Annotated in this window: 19 protein-coding genes and 2 other annotated features; all 19 genes read left to right on the top strand. The window is 40.2% G+C overall.

The window, feature by feature from the left end:
• Window positions 1-18 precede the first annotated feature (18 nt).
• The 19 genes from AC1ECF_RS09375 (at window position 19) to rplA (ending at window position 16,702) form a co-directional block, all read left to right on the top strand.
• A complete protein-coding gene (locus tag AC1ECF_RS09375; protein ID WP_480389145.1) occupies window positions 19-408 on the top strand; it encodes a UvrB/UvrC motif-containing protein in 390 nt (129 codons plus the stop codon).
• Window positions 398-1,495, top strand: a complete 1,098-nt coding sequence (gene mcsB, locus AC1ECF_RS09370; RefSeq protein ID WP_480389144.1) for a protein-arginine kinase McsB — start codon at window positions 398-400, stop codon at window positions 1,493-1,495. Before AC1ECF_RS09375 ends, mcsB begins: the two co-directional genes overlap by 11 nt.
• Window positions 1,485-3,935 (top strand): ATP-dependent Clp protease ATP-binding subunit, encoded by a 2,451-nt coding sequence (locus AC1ECF_RS09365; protein WP_480389143.1) that lies wholly within the window; start codon window positions 1,485-1,487, stop codon window positions 3,933-3,935. The genes mcsB and AC1ECF_RS09365 overlap by 11 nt, the downstream gene beginning before the upstream one ends.
• A gap of 57 nt (window positions 3,936-3,992) precedes the next feature.
• Window positions 3,993-5,363: a DNA repair protein RadA gene (radA, locus tag AC1ECF_RS09360; RefSeq protein ID WP_480389142.1), complete on the top strand. Its 1,371-nt coding sequence runs from the start codon at window positions 3,993-3,995 to the stop codon at window positions 5,361-5,363.
• Between the two features lie 80 nt (window positions 5,364-5,443).
• Entirely contained in the window at window positions 5,444-6,541 is a 1,098-nt protein-coding gene (locus AC1ECF_RS09355) for a PIN/TRAM domain-containing protein (RefSeq protein ID WP_480389141.1), read from the top strand.
• 67 nt (window positions 6,542-6,608) lie between these two features.
• Window positions 6,609-7,298, top strand: coding sequence for a 2-C-methyl-D-erythritol 4-phosphate cytidylyltransferase (ispD, locus tag AC1ECF_RS09350; protein ID WP_480389140.1), 690 nt, complete (start codon window positions 6,609-6,611; stop codon window positions 7,296-7,298).
• Window positions 7,299-7,300: 2 nt separating this feature from the next.
• On the top strand, window positions 7,301-7,780 hold the full coding sequence (ispF, locus tag AC1ECF_RS09345) for a 2-C-methyl-D-erythritol 2,4-cyclodiphosphate synthase (RefSeq protein WP_480389139.1): 480 nt from the start codon (window positions 7,301-7,303) through the stop codon (window positions 7,778-7,780).
• Window positions 7,781-7,896: 116 nt separating this feature from the next.
• Complete coding sequence (gene gltX, locus AC1ECF_RS09340) at window positions 7,897-9,360, top strand: glutamate--tRNA ligase (protein WP_480389138.1); 1,464 nt, start codon at window positions 7,897-7,899, stop codon at window positions 9,358-9,360.
• A 56-nt stretch (window positions 9,361-9,416) separates the two neighbouring features.
• Window positions 9,417-9,634: a binding site (T-box leader), on the top strand.
• A gap of 104 nt (window positions 9,635-9,738) precedes the next feature.
• A complete protein-coding gene (cysE, locus tag AC1ECF_RS09335; protein WP_480389137.1) occupies window positions 9,739-10,413 on the top strand; it encodes a serine O-acetyltransferase in 675 nt (224 codons plus the stop codon).
• A complete protein-coding gene (cysS, locus tag AC1ECF_RS09330) occupies window positions 10,394-11,794 on the top strand; it encodes a cysteine--tRNA ligase (RefSeq protein ID WP_480389136.1) in 1,401 nt (466 codons plus the stop codon). The genes cysE and cysS overlap by 20 nt, the downstream gene beginning before the upstream one ends.
• A gap of 2 nt (window positions 11,795-11,796) precedes the next feature.
• Window positions 11,797-12,213 carry a Mini-ribonuclease 3 gene (locus AC1ECF_RS09325; protein ID WP_480389135.1) on the top strand — a complete coding sequence of 139 codons (417 nt, stop codon included), beginning with the start codon at window positions 11,797-11,799 and terminating at the stop codon, window positions 12,211-12,213.
• Between the two features lie 2 nt (window positions 12,214-12,215).
• Entirely contained in the window at window positions 12,216-12,977 is a 762-nt protein-coding gene (gene rlmB / locus AC1ECF_RS09320; RefSeq protein ID WP_480389134.1) for a 23S rRNA (guanosine(2251)-2'-O)-methyltransferase RlmB, read from the top strand.
• A gap of 4 nt (window positions 12,978-12,981) precedes the next feature.
• Window positions 12,982-13,491, top strand: coding sequence for an NYN domain-containing protein (locus AC1ECF_RS09315; protein ID WP_480389133.1), 510 nt, complete (start codon window positions 12,982-12,984; stop codon window positions 13,489-13,491).
• 70 nt (window positions 13,492-13,561) lie between these two features.
• On the top strand, window positions 13,562-14,206 hold the full coding sequence (gene sigH / locus AC1ECF_RS09310) for an RNA polymerase sporulation sigma factor SigH (RefSeq protein ID WP_480389132.1): 645 nt from the start codon (window positions 13,562-13,564) through the stop codon (window positions 14,204-14,206).
• Window positions 14,207-14,278: 72 nt separating this feature from the next.
• Window positions 14,279-14,428 (top strand): 50S ribosomal protein L33, encoded by a 150-nt coding sequence (rpmG, locus tag AC1ECF_RS09305; RefSeq protein WP_480389273.1) that lies wholly within the window; start codon window positions 14,279-14,281, stop codon window positions 14,426-14,428.
• A 41-nt stretch (window positions 14,429-14,469) separates the two neighbouring features.
• Window positions 14,470-14,655 carry a preprotein translocase subunit SecE gene (gene secE, locus AC1ECF_RS09300; RefSeq protein ID WP_480389131.1) on the top strand — a complete coding sequence of 62 codons (186 nt, stop codon included), beginning with the start codon at window positions 14,470-14,472 and terminating at the stop codon, window positions 14,653-14,655.
• Between the two features lie 100 nt (window positions 14,656-14,755).
• Window positions 14,756-15,289 carry a transcription termination/antitermination protein NusG gene (gene nusG, locus AC1ECF_RS09295; RefSeq protein ID WP_480389130.1) on the top strand — a complete coding sequence of 178 codons (534 nt, stop codon included), beginning with the start codon at window positions 14,756-14,758 and terminating at the stop codon, window positions 15,287-15,289.
• A gap of 165 nt (window positions 15,290-15,454) precedes the next feature.
• Window positions 15,455-15,880: a 50S ribosomal protein L11 gene (gene rplK / locus AC1ECF_RS09290; RefSeq protein ID WP_480389129.1), complete on the top strand. Its 426-nt coding sequence runs from the start codon at window positions 15,455-15,457 to the stop codon at window positions 15,878-15,880.
• Between the two features lie 129 nt (window positions 15,881-16,009).
• Window positions 16,010-16,702 carry a 50S ribosomal protein L1 gene (gene rplA, locus AC1ECF_RS09285; protein WP_480389128.1) on the top strand — a complete coding sequence of 231 codons (693 nt, stop codon included), beginning with the start codon at window positions 16,010-16,012 and terminating at the stop codon, window positions 16,700-16,702.
• 42 nt (window positions 16,703-16,744) lie between these two features.
• Window positions 16,745-16,890: a sequence feature (ribosomal protein L10 leader region), on the top strand.
• Window positions 16,891-16,909: the final 19 nt, after the last annotated feature.

The raw sequence follows: 16,909 nt of genomic DNA, 5'->3' as shown, positions 1-16,909 counted from the left end.
AAACAGGACCCGCTCTCCTTGCATCAGTTATTGTCTAATTGGTTTAACCATGCAGAGCAACCAATTCACCATAGACAACAAAGACCGGCAATTGCCTGTGAAGAATGTGGTTGGTCTATTCAACGCTTTTTGGATGAAGGAAAATTTGGTTGTGCTAACTGCTATAATAGCTTCCGCGATCAACTACCCACGGTCTTAAAAAGATTGCATAATGGGAATGCTACCCATGTGGGAAAAGCGCCGGGTGCTATTGGAGAGAGAATAGCTTTGAAAAAACGAATTGATAGTATTCGGGACCAAATGAAAGAAGCGATTGAAACAGAACAGTTTGAACAAGCGGCGAGACTTCGCGATGAAGCGAGGGCATTAGAAAGTCAACTTGCCGGAGGTGAAGAAGATGTCCATTGATCATTTTTTAGATAATTCTATCTCCAGTTGGATGGAAGGTAATGGAGAGCATTCCGATATTGTGATGAGCACTAGAATACGATTAGCTAGAAACTTGAACGGCTATCGTTTTCCATTAGCATTTTCGGAGGATGAAGCACATAAAATTGACCATTCTGTCTCTTCCACTCTCATAGACGCAGATGAGCATTTAAAGATGAACTTTTCCTCTATTCAAATAAAAGATATACCGGAGCTTAGTAGACAGGTACTGGTTGAGAAGCATTTAATAAGCCCAAAGCTAGCAAATTCACCTGAGACTGGTTCTGTGCTGTTATCTGAGGATGAATCGGTAAGTGTCATGGTCAATGAGGAGGACCATATCCGGATTCAATGCTTATTTCCAGGTCTTCAAATAGAAGAGGCATATAAGCAAGCAGATACCATTGACAGATTATTAGAAAAAGAACTGCCATATGCCTTTGATGAGCAATTTGGTTACTTAACAAGCTGTCCAACAAATACAGGCACAGGCTTACGTGCTTCTGTCATGATGCACTTGCCGGCACTAACCAAAACAAAGCAGATGAGTAGAATCATAACGATTATTTCCCGGTTAGGAATGGTAGTGCGAGGCATTTACGGAGAAGGTAGTGAAGCGCTCGGCAATGTGTACCAGGTGTCCAACCAAACTACGTTAGGTAAAACCGAAGAGGATATCTTGGCCGATCTTCAGAGTATCACAGAGCAAATTATCCAAAAAGAGAGAGAAGCTAGAGATACTTTGCTAAAGCATTCTCCAAATACATTAGAGGACCGGCTCTACCGTTCCTTGGGAATCCTTTCTTATGCAAGGCTCATGACTACGGAGGAAGCAGCACGTTGCCTTTCAGATGTCCGTTTAGGAATTGATATGGGGCTAATCAAAGATGTGGATGAAACTATTTTAAATGAATGCATGATCTTTATGCAGCCTGGTTTTCTACAAAAGTTTGCAGGCAGTTCATTAACCACAACAGAAAGAGATATGTTTCGAGCGAAGTTGTTAAGGGAACGTTTGCAAAAAGGAGAAAAAGAGAGAAAAGGAGAGAAATCGCATGATGTTTAATCGTTTTACACAAAGATCCCAAAAAGTACTACAATTGGCTCAAGAAGAGGCAATTCGTTTAAAGCATGAATCAATAGGAACAGAGCATATCTTGCTTGGTTTAATTCGAGAAGGAAGTGGAATTGCTGCGAAAGCATTAGATGCTATCGGAGTGGACCCGAAATTAATTGAAAAGGGAATTGCAGAACTAGTAGGTACAGGAACAGAAGATGTTGGCCCGATTGTACACTATACACCTCGTGCGAAGAAGGTAATTGAACTTTCCGTAGATGAATCTAGAAAACTTGGTCATTCTTATATCGGCACAGAGCACTTGCTTTTAGCGTTAATTCGCGAAGGTGAGGGAGTAGCTGCACGAGTATTAAATAATTCAGGTGTAAGCTTAAATAAAGCTCGTCAGCAAGTTCTTCAGTTATTGGGAAGCTCCGATCAAGCTCATGGAAGCAATGGCAATAGCAGTGCTGCTCCAGCTAGTACGCCAACATTAGATGGTCTTGCAAGGGATTTAACACAAATTGCAAGAGAAGGTACATTGGATCCTGTTATTGGTCGAAGCAAAGAAATTACGAGGGTAATTGAAATACTTGCTCGTCGTACTAAAAACAACCCAGTATTAATCGGAGAACCAGGAGTAGGTAAAACAGCTATTGCTGAAGGTCTTGCTCAACAAATTGTACAAAACGAAGTACCAGAAATACTACGTGATAAACGTGTCATGACATTAGACATGGGAACCGTGGTGGCAGGAACGAAATATCGCGGTGAATTCGAAGACCGTTTGAAAAAAGTAATGGATGAAATTCGCCAAGCGGGCAATGTCATTCTATTCATTGATGAGCTGCATACTTTGATTGGAGCAGGAGGAGCGGAAGGTGCAATTGATGCTTCTAACATTTTGAAACCTGCCCTAGCTCGTGGAGAAATTCAGTGTATAGGTGCAACTACGCTTGATGAATATCGCAAATATATTGAGAAAGACGCAGCTTTAGAACGTCGTTTCCAACCTATTCAAGTAGATCAGCCTTCAGTAGACGAAGCAATTCAAATTATTTACGGGTTAAGAGATCGTTACGAAGCTCACCATAGAGTGAAAATTTCTGATCAAGCTGTTGAGGCAGCGGTGAAAATGTCAGACCGATATATTTCAGATCGCTTCTTACCAGACAAAGCAATCGATTTAATTGATGAGGCAGGATCAAAGGTTCGTCTTCGCTCTTATACAACTCCGCCAAACTTAAAGGAACTAGAAGCACAGCTAGAGGCTGTTCGTTCTGAAAAGAATGCTGCTGTACAAAGTCAAGAATTTGAAAAAGCAGCTTCCTTTAGAGATAAAGAGCAAAAAATTAAAGATAAATTAGAAGAAATGAAAGATAGCTGGAAAGAAAAGCAAGGAAAAGAAGAATCAGAAGTAACGGTAGAAGATATTGCTTCCGTAGTATCCATGTGGACTGGTATTCCGGTTTCCAAGCTAGCACAAACAGAATCGGAGAAGCTGTTAAAATTGGAAGAAAAGCTTCATGAACGTGTTATCGGGCAAAAAGAAGCGGTAGATGCAATTTCGAGAGCAATCCGTCGCGCGCGCGCAGGCTTGAAGGATCCAAAAAGACCAATCGGTTCCTTTATTTTCTTAGGGCCAACAGGGGTAGGGAAAACAGAGTTAGCTCGTGCGCTTGCAGAGGTTATGTTTGGTGACGAGGATGCAATGATTCGCGTAGATATGTCCGAGTACATGGAAAAGCATTCGACTTCTCGTCTTGTAGGTTCTCCTCCGGGATATGTTGGATTTGATGATGGAGGCCAGCTAACAGAAAAAGTCCGTCGTAAACCTTATTCTGTCATCCTTTTAGATGAAATAGAAAAAGCGCATCCAGATGTGTTTAACATTCTCCTTCAAGTATTGGAGGATGGACGCTTAACAGATTCTAAGGGCCGTACAGTAGACTTCCGTAATACAGTGGTAATAATGACATCTAACGTTGGAGCAGATGCTCTGAAATATAACAAATACGTTGGCTTTAATCTTCAAGATAATGCAAAATCAGATTATAAAGACATGAAAGGAAAAATGTTAGAGGAATTGAAAAAAGCATTCCGACCTGAATTCCTAAACCGTCTAGATGAGATGATTGTGTTCCACTCACTTGAGAAAGAACATCTAAAAGAAATTGTGACGCTTATGACTGAGCAGCTGGCAAAACGCTTGAAAGAGCAAGGGATCGATTTAGAGCTTACTCCAGCAGCACAAGACAAAATTACTTCTGAGGGCTATGATCCGACATACGGAGCACGACCACTACGTCGAGCACTTCAGAAGCATGTGGAAGATAGACTTTCTGAAGAATTGTTAAAAGGAACTGTTCTAACAGGTCAGCACGTAGTATTTGATGTAGAAAATGATGAGTTCGTCGTACGAACAGCAGAACCAGTAACAGAAGGCTAATAAAATTACGGCATTCCGAACGTGAGAACGGAATGCCTTTTTACATAGGAGGAAGTAATGGCGAAAAGTAAAACAAAATTTATGTGCAGTGAATGTGGTTATGAAGCGGCAAAATGGATGGGTCGATGCCCTGGCTGTGGTGCTTGGAATACCATGGTAGAGGAAAGAGAAGTTGTATCTAAAGGACCAAAGCGCTCCTTCCAGCATTCCACTGGCGTAGCCCAAAAGGCAACTCCCATTGTCTCAGTAGAAACGGTTGAAGAGCCAAGAGTCCAGACAGAATTGACGGAGCTGAATAGAGTATTAGGAGGGGGGATTGTCCCAGGTTCGCTTGTACTGATAGGAGGAGATCCCGGCATCGGAAAGTCCACCTTATTATTACAGGTCTCTGCTCTGCTCGCTAATAAAGGAGAAAGAGTATTGTATATATCTGGTGAGGAATCTATTCGCCAAACAAAGCTTCGTGCAGAACGTCTTGGTGTTACTTCTAGCGAGTTATACATTTACTCTGAAACAAATTTGGAGCTAATCAATGACACAATTGAGCAAGTGGAGCCAAAGTTCGTTATTGTGGACTCTATCCAAACAATCCATCATCCGGAAGTTACTAGCGCTGCTGGAAGTGTGTCGCAGGTGCGAGAATGTACAGCAGAGCTAATGCGTATCGCAAAAACGAAAGGCGTGGCAATTTTTTTAGTCGGTCATGTGACGAAAGAGGGACAAATAGCGGGTCCAAGATTACTAGAGCACATGGTAGATACAGTTCTATATTTCGAAGGAGAAAGGCATCATACGTATCGTATTTTACGCTCACAAAAGAATCGATTTGGTTCCACAAACGAGATTGCTATATTTGAGATGGTGCAATCAGGATTAAAAGAAGTGCTAAACCCCTCAGAATTATTTTTACAAGAGAGATCTCATGGTGCTGCTGGGTCAGCCATTGTTGCCTCGATGGAAGGGACACGACCAATTCTCGTGGAAATTCAGGCGCTGGTTACACAATCAAGCTTTAACTATCCTAAAAGAATGGCGACTGGCATAGATCAAAATAGGGTATCCTTGTTAATGGCTGTATTAGAAAAAAGGATGGGGTTACTTCTCCAAACCCAGGATGCTTATATTAAAGTTGCGGGAGGCGTAAAATTAGACGAACCTGCAATTGATTTAGCCGTTCTAGTAAGTATCGTTTCTAGTTTCCGAGACACTGGAGTGAATCCCACGGATTGCTTTATAGGTGAAATCGGTCTAACTGGAGAAGTAAGGAGAGTCTCTAGAATTGAGCAGCGTGTCCAAGAGGCGGCCAAACTTGGATTTAAAAGGGCAATTATTCCCGCTTCTAATCTAGGTGGTTGGGATTACCCTAAAGGAATTCAGGTTATAGGGATTGAGTCAGTAAACGATGCGATGAAAGAAGCATTTTCTTGATGGGAGCTTAAAATGCTCCCATTCCCAATAGACTTCTTTTAGAAGTAGGAAGTATAATGAAAAAGGCGGAGGTGGACATATTGTTAAAATGGATTATACAAATTTCGTTTATATTAATAGGTGGAACACTAGGGTTAATATTTTTACCGCACTTATACGAATTAATTAATTTATCCCAAAACCCTTGGATTAACAATATATACGTTTCTATTCTTATAGGAGCAGTTTTACTGTATTTTGCGGCACTATTCTTAACCGACTATTTGGTGAACTTCATTCAATGGATGGAAGAAAGATTACTAAAAGCTCCAATCGGAGATTTATTATTTGGAACGCTTGGTCTAGTTATTGGTTTAATCGTAGCCTTCTTATTAGGGACAGCAGTCAACAGCATTGAGCTACCAGTTTTCCAGTCTGTTATCCCAGTATTGCTGTCTATCATTCTTGGATATTTGGGCTTTCAGGTTGGCTTTAAAAAGAGAGATGAGCTTCTTCAAGTATTCACTCCATCTAAACAACTAAATGGGAAGAAAAAAACACCTGAGGACCTGGATGATGAAAGACCCGCAAGTTCTTCTGAAATATATAAGCTTTTAGATACAAGTGTTATTATTGATGGACGAATTGCTGATATTTCCGAAACTGGTTTTATTGAAGGGGTACTGGTTGTTCCTCAATTTGTTCTTACAGAGCTTCAACATATTGCTGACTCCTCGGATACGTTAAAAAGAACAAGAGGGAGACGTGGCTTAGATGTGTTGAACAAGCTTCGATCTGAACGTGCAACAGCTGTGAGGATTGTAGAGGATGATTTCGATGATATATCAGAGGTGGATTTGAAGCTCGTTCGTTTGGCTAAGAAAATGGATGGAATTGTTGTAACAAATGACTTCAACCTTAATAAGGTATGTGAGCTTCACCAGGTACGTGTATTAAATATTAACGATCTTGCTAATGCGGTAAAGCCTGTGGTTATTCCCGGGGAAATAATGCACGTGGTTGTTATTAAAGATGGAAAAGAGCATAATCAAGGTGTGGCATATTTAGACGATGGAACAATGATTGTCGTAGAGGGCGGTAAATCTTATATAGGACAAGCGATAAATGTGGAAGTGACGAGTGTCTTACAAACTTCTGCTGGTCGAATGATTTTTGCAAAACCACAAGAAACGAAATAGGGGGGAGGGTTGTTCCGTAAACTAGGAGCAATCCCTTTTTCTGTATCAATGAGGAGGAAGCCAAAAGGTGGAGTATACAGTGCTATTGCCAGCAGCTGGTAGCGGGAAAAGAATGGGAGCGGGGCAAAATAAACTCTTAATTCCGCTGAACAATGTTCCTATATTAATACATACACTTCGAGTATTTCAAAAGGATCCAAAATGCCATCAAATTGTTTTGGCGGTGAAAAATGAGGAAAGAGCACTCATCCAACAACTACTGGAGGAACACTCCATAACGAAGGTTTCTGCTATTGCTGAGGGGGGAGACGAGAGGCAGCATAGCGTTTATGCTTGCTTGAAGGAGGTCTCCGTAAAAGGAGTTGTCCTTGTGCATGATGCAGCAAGACCTTTTATTAAACAGCATGTTATCCACCAGCTTGTAGAAGCTGCTCAAAAATATGGCGGGGCAGTAGCTGCTGTTCGGGCGAAGGATACGATGAAAAAGGTAGTGGATCATGTTATTCAAGAAACGGTAGACCGAGAAAGTCTATGGATTATTCAGACGCCACAAGCCTTTCCATATGAAATCCTAGAAAAGGCGGAAAGAGTTGCAGAACAGGATGGCTTTCTTGGGACAGATGAAGCAATGCTCGTGGAGAGGCTTGGAGAAAGAGTGTACATAGTGGAAAGCACCTACGATAATATAAAAATGACGACCCCAGAAGATTTACTCTACGGAGAATTTCTGTTAGCAAAACAGGAACAGGAGGAATAAGAATGATACGAGTTGGACAAGGCTTTGATGTACATGAATTCGCAGAAGGAAGACCTTTAATAATTGGGGGGGTTACGATCCCGCACGAGAAAGGGCTTATTGGACATTCAGATGCTGATGTATTGTTGCATACAATAACAGATGCAGCACTTGGTGCAATTGGAGAAGGGGATATAGGACGACATTTCCCTGATACTGACCCAGAATTTAAAGACGCAGATTCTGCAAAGCTGCTTGAACATATTTGGAAAATGGTTGAAGAAAAAGGGTATGTATTAGGAAATGTAGACTGCACCATTATTGCACAGCGACCAAAAATGGCTCCTTATATAGAAGAAATACGTGCTCGTGTAGCTCAGCTACTTAATGCTGATATTTCACAAGTAAATGTAAAAGCGACAACTACAGAAAAATTAGGATTTACTGGTCGCGAGGAAGGTATTGCTTCCCTTGCAACCATTTTGTTAATGAAAAAAGACTAACTTTAAAAATAGCAAGAGCAGTGGTAGAATATATAAAGTTTATGAACAAAGATAACCTCTGATGGTATAACTGTCAGAGTTTGCTTATATTCGGAAGAAAATTAGGAGGATTTATCATGACACAAGAAGTTCGCGTACGCTATGCACCAAGTCCAACTGGAAATCTCCATATTGGGGGAGCACGCACTGCATTGTTTAACTATTTATTCGCTCGTCACCATAATGGGAAATTTATCGTTCGTATTGAAGACACGGACATCGAAAGAAATATTGAAGGTGGAGAGCTGTCTCAGTTAGAAAACCTAAAGTGGTTAGGAATGGACTATGACGAGTCAGTAGACATCGGTGGACCTTATGCACCTTACCGTCAGATGGAGCGATTAGATATTTATACAAAGCATGCGGAGGAAATGATGGAGAAGGGGCATGCTTATAAATGCTTCTGTACTCCTGAAGAGCTTGAAGCTGATCGTGAGGCACAAAAGGAAAGAGGAGTAGCAGCTCCTATGTATAATGGGAAATGCCGTCATCTATCTGCTGAAGAAGTAAAGGCAAAAGAAGACGCGGGTCTATCATATACTATCCGTATGCGTGTGCCTGAAAACGTTACTTATTCATTTAATGATTTAGTACGCGGTCCAGTTTCCTTTGAATCTAAAGATGTAGGTGACTGGGTTCTTGTGAAAGCAAATGGAATTCCAACCTATAACTACGCGGTAGTGTTAGATGACTACATGATGAAGATTACGCATGTATTCCGCGGAGAAGAGCATTTATCCAATACACCAAAGCAATTAATGGTGTTTGACGTGTTTGGATGGGAATATCCTGAGTACGGTCATATGACTTTAATTATTAATGAAAATAGAAAAAAACTATCGAAGCGTGATGAATCAATCATCCAATTTGTTGCACAATACAAGGATCTCGGATATCTACCAGAAGCTATGTTTAATTTCTTCGCACTATTAGGGTGGTCTCCAGAGGGAGAAGAAGAGATTTTCACAAAAGAAGAATTTATTAAGATTTTTGATGTGAATCGTTTATCTAAATCTCCATCTATGTTTGATAAACAAAAGCTCACTTGGATGAATAACCAATATATTAAACAGCTTCCTTTAGAAAAAGTGGTAGAGCTTGCTCTTCCTCATTTGCAAAAAGAGGGACTTCTTCCACAAGAACTATCGGAAGAGCAAATGGAATGGGCTACTAAGCTAATTGCACTTTATCATGATCAAATGAGTTATGGGGCTGAAATTGTAGAGCTTTCTACCCTGTTCTTTAACGATGAGTTAGCATATAATGAGGAAGCCTTAGAAGTGTTGGCGGGCGAACAAGTTCCTGAAGTAATGGCGGCTTTTAAAGCTCAGTTAGAGGGCTTAGAATCCTTCGAAGCTACAGATATTAAAGGAGCTATTAAGGCAGTGCAAAAAGAAACAGGACATAAAGGAAAAAATCTCTTTATGCCTATCCGTGTGGTGACTACAGGTCAAACGCATGGTCCGGAATTAGGGGACGCAATCAGCTTAATTGGCAAAGAGAAAGTAATTGAGCGCGTTGCAAAATTTGCAAAACAATAAAATTGACTTTTATAAACCAAGATGTAAGAATGGGAATACAAATATAGAACGGTAAGAGAAAAGCTAGGACGAGGAGAAGTAAGAGGCTTATGTTCTTTAGAGAGGATCATCACCGGCTGAAAGTGATCTGAACCAATGAGCTTCTGAAATGCACCTCTGAGCGCCATGTCGAAGTTTCGAGTAGGCTGGACGTTTATCCGCGTTAAGGATGTTGAGTGGGAATGAATGATATTCTTTCCAATCAGAGTGGAACCACGCTTTTCGCGTCTCTGTCTAATTATAGACAGAGACTTTTTTTATGGAGAGAATTGAGCATCGGTTGCACGGAGTCTTTTCGCTTTACCTATGTATTTCTCATGTTGGAAGGAGTGAATGAGTATGTTTAATCGTATGAAAGAGGATATAGCGGTAGTGTTTGAGCAGGATCCTGCTGCTACTAGCAAGCTGGAGGTAGTACTCACATATGCGGGGCTACATGCTATATGGAGTCATCGAATTGCACATACCTTATATAAAAAGGAGTTTTTCTTCCTTGCCAGGTTAATATCGCAGTTAAGTAGATTTTTTACAGGAATTGAAATCCATCCAGGTGCAAAGATTGGGCGTCGCTTTTTTATTGATCATGGCTCAGGAGTTGTAATAGGAGAAACATGTGAGATTGGGAACGATTGTACTATCTATCAAGGGGTTACACTTGGAGGGACCGGGAAAGAAAAAGGGAAACGCCATCCTACATTAGAGGATAATGTATTGGTTGCTACGGGAGCTAAGGTGCTGGGTTCTATTACGATAGGGGAAAACAGTAAGGTTGGAGCAGGTTCAGTGGTGTTAAAGGATGTCCCTGCCAATTCAACAGTTGTGGGAATTCCAGGAGTGGTGGTTATACAGGATGGTGTAAAGGTGAAGAAAAAGCTAGATCATCAAGACTTACCGGATCCTGTTTCGGATCGTTGTAAACAGTTAGAGGATAAAGTAGCTGAATTGCAAGGACTAGTTGACCAATTAACAGAGGAAAAGGAGCGAAATACTCGCCATGACAATACAAATATTTAACTCATTAACGCGTGAAAAGGAAGCATTTATACCTTTAGAAGATGGAAAGGTAAAGATGTATGTCTGCGGTCCGACTGTATATAACTACATACACATTGGGAATGCTAGACCTGTAATTGTCTATGATACTGTCCGAAAATATCTACAATATAGAGGATACGAGGTAACGTATGTTTCCAATTTTACAGATGTAGACGATAAGATTATTAAAGCAGCAAACGAGCTTGGGGAAGATGTTTCAGAGCTTACGGAACGTTTTATCCATGCATATTTTGCAGACGTGGAGGCATTGGGCTGCAGTAGAGCGGATGCTCATCCTCGCGTAACCGAACACATGAAGGAAATTATTGAATTTATCGAGGTTTTAATCGAAAAAGGCTATGCGTATGAGTCTCAAGGAGATGTATACTATCGAACTCGAAAATTCGAGGGCTATGGAAAGCTTTCTCATCAATCAGTGGATGATTTAAAGGTCGGTGCCCGTATTGAAAGAGGGGAGAAAAAAGAAGATCCTTTAGACTTCGCACTTTGGAAAGCCGCTAAACCAAACGAGATTTATTGGGAAAGCCCATGGGGAATTGGAAGACCCGGTTGGCACATAGAGTGCTCCGTTATGGCGCGTGAAATTTTAGGAGATACAATTGATATTCACGCAGGAGGGCAAGACTTGACCTTCCCACATCATGAAAATGAAATTGCTCAATCAGAGGCGAGAACAGGGAAGACTTTTGCTCGCTACTGGATGCATAATGGCTATATTAATATCGACAATGAAAAAATGTCAAAGTCATTAGGAAACTTTGTTTTAGTGAACGATATTCGAAAGGAAATCGATCCACAAGTTCTTCGTTTCTTTATGCTAAGTGTCCATTATCGTAACCCGATAAATTATTCCAGAGAATTGGTAGAGCAAGCTGAAGCTGGTTTAGAACGTATCCGTACCTCGTACGAGAACATTTTACACCGCTTAAATAACACCGCTAATCTTGGAGATCAAGACGATGTGTGGAATCACAAAATGAATGAGATTAAAGAGCAATTCGAGATTGCGATGGATGACGACTTTAATACAGCAAATGGTATTGCAGCAATCTTTGAGCTATCGAAGCTAGCTAACACATACTTACTGGAGAAGCAAACCTCTTCCCTTGTACTAAATAACTTTATTGAGCTGTTCGACTCTTTGATGGGTGTTTTAGGCATTGTCCTTAAGAAGGAAGAAGAGGTTTTAGACGCAGAAATAGATGCGTTAATTGAAGAAAGAACAAAAGCTAGAAAAGAAAGAAACTTTGCTCGGGCTGATGAAATTCGTGACCAATTAAAAGCGATGAATATTATCCTGGAAGACACAGCGCAAGGCATTCGCTGGAAGAGGGGATAATCGTGACTGAATGGAAAGAAACTAACACAAAGCAATTGAACTCCCTAGCGCTTGCCTATATGGGAGATGCAGTTTATGAGCAGGTTGTAAGAGAGCACCTTATAAAGAAGGGTGGCGTAAGGCCAAACCTTCTTCATAAGGAGGGAACATTCTATGTTTCTGCAAAGGCGCAAGCCTCGATTGTGAGAGAAATGCTGGATCTTCAATTTTTAACAGAGGAAGAAGAAGCGACTTTAAGAAGGGGCAGAAATGCTAAATCTGGATCAGTTCCAAAAAATACAGATGTTCAAACGTATAATTATAGTACGGCATTTGAAGCTGTTATTGGCAGCCTATATCTTAGCGGACAACAAGCAAGGTTACAAGAAGTATTGCGGTTTGCAATCGAGTTTATAGATAAGAAGAAAGGGGAGAAGTAACAGTGGTAGAAAACACAGAACAAACTGGAGAAATAATCGCGGGAAAAAATCCTGTACTGGAAGCTCTGCGTTCAGGAAGAGATATGAACAAGGTATGGATTGGAGAAGGTGTCCAAAAAGGCGGTATATCGGAAATTGTTCAACTTGCAAAAAGCGCTGGAGTAGTCGTGCAATTTGTTCCGAAAAAGAAGCTAGATCAACTGACAGATGCTAATCATCAAGGTGTTGTAGCTTCTGTTGCAGCATACCGTTATGCTGAGCTGGATGACTTGTTTCAGCTTGCTGCAAGTAAGAAGGAGGATCCGCTTTTCATTATTTTAGATGAGATTGAAGATCCGCATAATCTGGGTTCCATCATGAGAACTGCCGATGCGGTGGGGGCTCATGGTATTATCATTCCAAAAAGAAGAGCTGTAGGCCTCACGGCGGTTGTTGCAAAAGCATCTACTGGAGCAATTGAACATGTTCCTGTATATAGAGCGGGAAATTTAGCACAAACAGTGGATGAACTAAAGGATCGTGGGGTGTGGATTGCGGGGACGGATGCTGCAAAGTCAACGGATTATCGAAAAATGGATGCAACTTTGCCACTTGCTTTAATAATTGGTAGTGAAGGCAAGGGGATGAGTCGACTATTGAGAGATAAATGCGATTTTCTTTACTACCTGCCAATGGTCGGTCATGTAACTAGTTTAAATGCATCTGTTGCTGCGTCCATACTTCTATATGAAATATGGCGTGTAAGAAATCCGTTAAAGGAATAGACTCATGCAGATATTAATTGTCGATGGATATAATATCATCGGCGCATGGAGCGAGCTAAGGAGCTTGAAAAATGATAAGCTACTAGATGCTAGAGATAGACTGATTGAATTAATGGCAGAGTATAAAGCATTTACCGGTATCCGTGTCATTATTGTATTTGATGCCCACTTAGTTCCAGGCATCGAAAGTAAAACAAAGCAAAACAAAGTAGAGATTATCTATACGCGAGAAAATGAAACGGCTGATGAGCGGATAGAAAAGCTTACGAAAGAACTAAGTCAGCGAAGAGTACAGATATATGTAGCAACATCAGATCTAACAGAGCAAAGAGTGATCTTTGGTCAAGGAGCATTAAGAAAGTCTGCGAGAGAATTAGAAATTGAAATGATTTCTATTTCCTCCAGCATTACTAAAAAAGTAAAGAATATTCAAGAAACAAAGCCTAATTCTAAGATTGAGTTATCACAAGAAGTTGCAGAAATTTTCGAAAAATGGCGAAGAGGATTGAAATGACTCATTGACGCTATAAAATTCGTTCCTGTATACTTATGGTAATACTCGAAATTTAGCTGAGGTGACTTCATTGAAAAGAACAGAGCTTGATCTACAAAAATTGGATAGTTTATTGGATGAGGAACTTGTAGAGATGGTTCATCAAGGGAACACTGAAGCGTTGGATTATTTAATTACAAAGTACCGTCCCTTTGTGCGTATGAAAGGAAGATCCTATTTTCTAATAGGTGCGGATAAAGAAGACATACTTCAAGAGGGCATGATTGGTTTGTTTAAGGCGATACGTGACTTCAAAGAGGAAAAGCTATCTTCCTTTAGAGCTTTTGCAGAGTTATGTATTACTAGACAAATAATTACGGCCATCAAAACTGCTACCCGTCAAAAGCATATTCCTTTAAATTCATACGTTTCTTTGGACAAGCCTATTTATGATGAAGAATCTGATCGGACATTGATGGACATGATTACTGGTTCTGTAGTCGATGACCCGGAGGAGTTAATCATTAATAGGGAAAATGTGCACTACATGGAAGGCAAAATGGGTGAAATATTAAGTGAACTGGAGCAACAGGTTCTTGCTTTATACCTTGACGGCCAATCCTATCAAGAGATTTCGGTAGAGTTGAACCGGCATGTTAAGTCTATCGATAACGCCTTGCAAAGAGTTAAAAGAAAACTAGAAAGATATATGGAAGTTGGTAGCAATTACGCTTAGCTGGGATTTTGTTGACATGAATTGCCTGAGGTGATACTCTTGAAAAAGACTTATACGCCAAAAGGTGAGAAAATGACTAAAAAAATCGTCTTGAGTTGTGCGCAATGTGGACATAGAAACTATACAGTGCCTGCTTCTAAAGACAACGAAGCGATAAGAGTTGAAAGAAAAAAGTACTGTGCACATTGTAACGCTCATACAGTTCATAAACAAACAATATGAGTAGTGATGTAAGATAGATTTCTCTGTGGAGGTTTAGCTAAATGGCTAATAATAGTGGATTTTTCAAGAATGTAGTTTCAGAGATGAGAAAAGTAAGTTGGCCAAGACGTAAGGAATTAACGAAATACACGGTTGTAGTAATCTCAACTGTTGTAGTAATGGCTTTATTCTTTGCTTTAGTTGACTTAGGGATTTCTTCACTTTTACGCTGGTACCTAGCATTATAATTGATAGCAAGTATATATTTGAGAATAGCCCGTCTTAGTAAACGAACGGGTTTTTTCATTTTGTCTTAGAAAAGGAGGGAAGGACATTTAGTCCTGACGCATGGAAAAAAATTGGTATGTTGTTCATACGTATTCCGGTTACGAAAATAAAGTAAAAGCAAATCTAGAAAAACGCGTGGAAACAATGGGTATGCAAGATAAAATATTCAGGGTTATCATTCCAGAAGAACAAGAAATAGATATTAAAGATGGTAAAAAACGTACGGTAATGAGAAAAACGTTCCCAGGGTATGTGTTAGTGGAACTGATCATGACAGATGACGCGTGGTATGTTGTTCGAAATACGCCAGGAGTTACCGGCTTTATTGGTTCCTCTGGTGGAGGGACAAAGCCAACTCCATTACTTCCAGAGGAAGTAGATTTTATCTTGAAGCAAATGGGTATGACAGAACGCAAGGTTGAGGTAGATTTTGCTGTTGGTGAATTAGTAGAAGTATTGGAGGGGCCATTCGCTCATTTCCAAGGTAAGGTTGAAACAATTGATACTGAAAAAGGAAAAGTAACTGTATCAATTGATATGTTCGGTCGTGAAACCAACATGGAGTTAGACTTTGATCAAGTGATTAAAGTATAAATAACACTTGCTAAAAATTTGGATAAGTGATATCATTTCAAAGGTCAGACTAAAAAAACGTCTGTATTAATTTTTATAATGTTATCAGCGCAGAGCTGAGAGACAGATATTTGAGTGGGAGGGGAAACCCTATTACCACATCACGGACTTAAGGAGGTGTGTCTCGTGGCTAAAAAAGTGATTAAAGTTGTAAAATTACAAATCCCTGCTGGAAAAGCAAACCCAGCGCCACCAGTTGGTCCTGCACTAGGTCAAGCAGGTGTTAATATCATGGGATTCTGTAAGGAGTTCAACGCACGTACTGCAGATCAAGCAGGTCTAATCATTCCGGTAGAAATTACTGTATTTGAAGATCGTTCATTTACTTTCATTACAAAAACTCCACCGGCAGCAGTGCTACTTAAAGTAGCAGCAGGAATTCAATCTGGATCAGGTGAACCAAACCGCGTAAAAGTGGCAACGGTTAAACGTGATAAAGTTCGCGAAATCGCAGAACAAAAAATGCCAGATTTAAACGCTGCATCTGTTGAATCAGCTATGTTGATGGTTGAAGGTACTGCACGCAGCATGGGTATTACGATCGTAGACTAATACTTAATGTGCATTTTGATATGACGCATTTGTTTTTTGGAAGGTTGTAGTTGTTCAAAAAGGATAACTGCAACCTTTACACGTGGGAGGTTTATTCCGCTATAACCACTATCAAGGAGGACATTTTAAATGGCTAACAAAGGTAAAAAATTGCAGGAAGCTGCAAAATTAGTAGATAAAAACACTTTATATACAGCAAAAGAAGCTATTGAGCTTGCGAAAAAAACAAGCACAGTAAACTTCGATGCGACTGTTGAGGTTGCTTTCCGTCTTGGAATTGATACTCGTAAAAACGATCAACAAATCCGTGGTGCAGTTGTACTACCAAATGGTACAGGTAAAACTCAACGCGTATTAGTTTTTGCTAAAGGTGATAAATTAAAAGAAGCAGAAGCTGCTGGTGCAGACTATGCAGGTGATGTAGAATACATCAACAAAATCCAACAAGGTTGGTTTGACTTCGATGTAATCGTTGCTACTCCAGACATGATGGGTGAAGTTGGTAAAATCGGTCGTGTATTAGGACCTAAAGGCTTAATGCCAAACCCTAAAACTGGTACAGTTACATTTGATGTAACGAAAGCAGTTCAAGAAATCAAAGCTGGTAAAGTAGAATACCGTGCTGACAAAGCTGGTATTATCCATGCACCAATTGGTAAAGTTTCTTTCGAAGACGACAAATTAGTTGAGAACTTCTTAGCTGTATTTGATGTTGTACAAAAAGCTAAACCAGCTGCTTCAAAAGGTGTTTACATGAAATCTGTAAACGTAACTACAACTATGGGACCAGCTATCAAAGTTGATCCACAAACAGTAAAATAATTATTGACAGCCTGAGTTATATTTGATATTATAGCTTCTGTTGTGAAATATACATTTGTACCGAAGACAGTAGGAGCGACATGTCGCTTAAAATTCCTACCGAGGACATGAAATTTCAAATTCTAATTTAGAAGATGACTTTCTGCCTCTGTGTCTACTTGTAGAACAGAGGCTTTTCTTTTGTCGGTATAAGTGGCCAATTCTTAT

This window comes from Psychrobacillus sp. Z3-81 (genome assembly GCF_056620325.1).
Note: the sequence above shows the minus strand (reverse complement) of the source record. Positions and strands in the feature narration are given on the sequence as shown.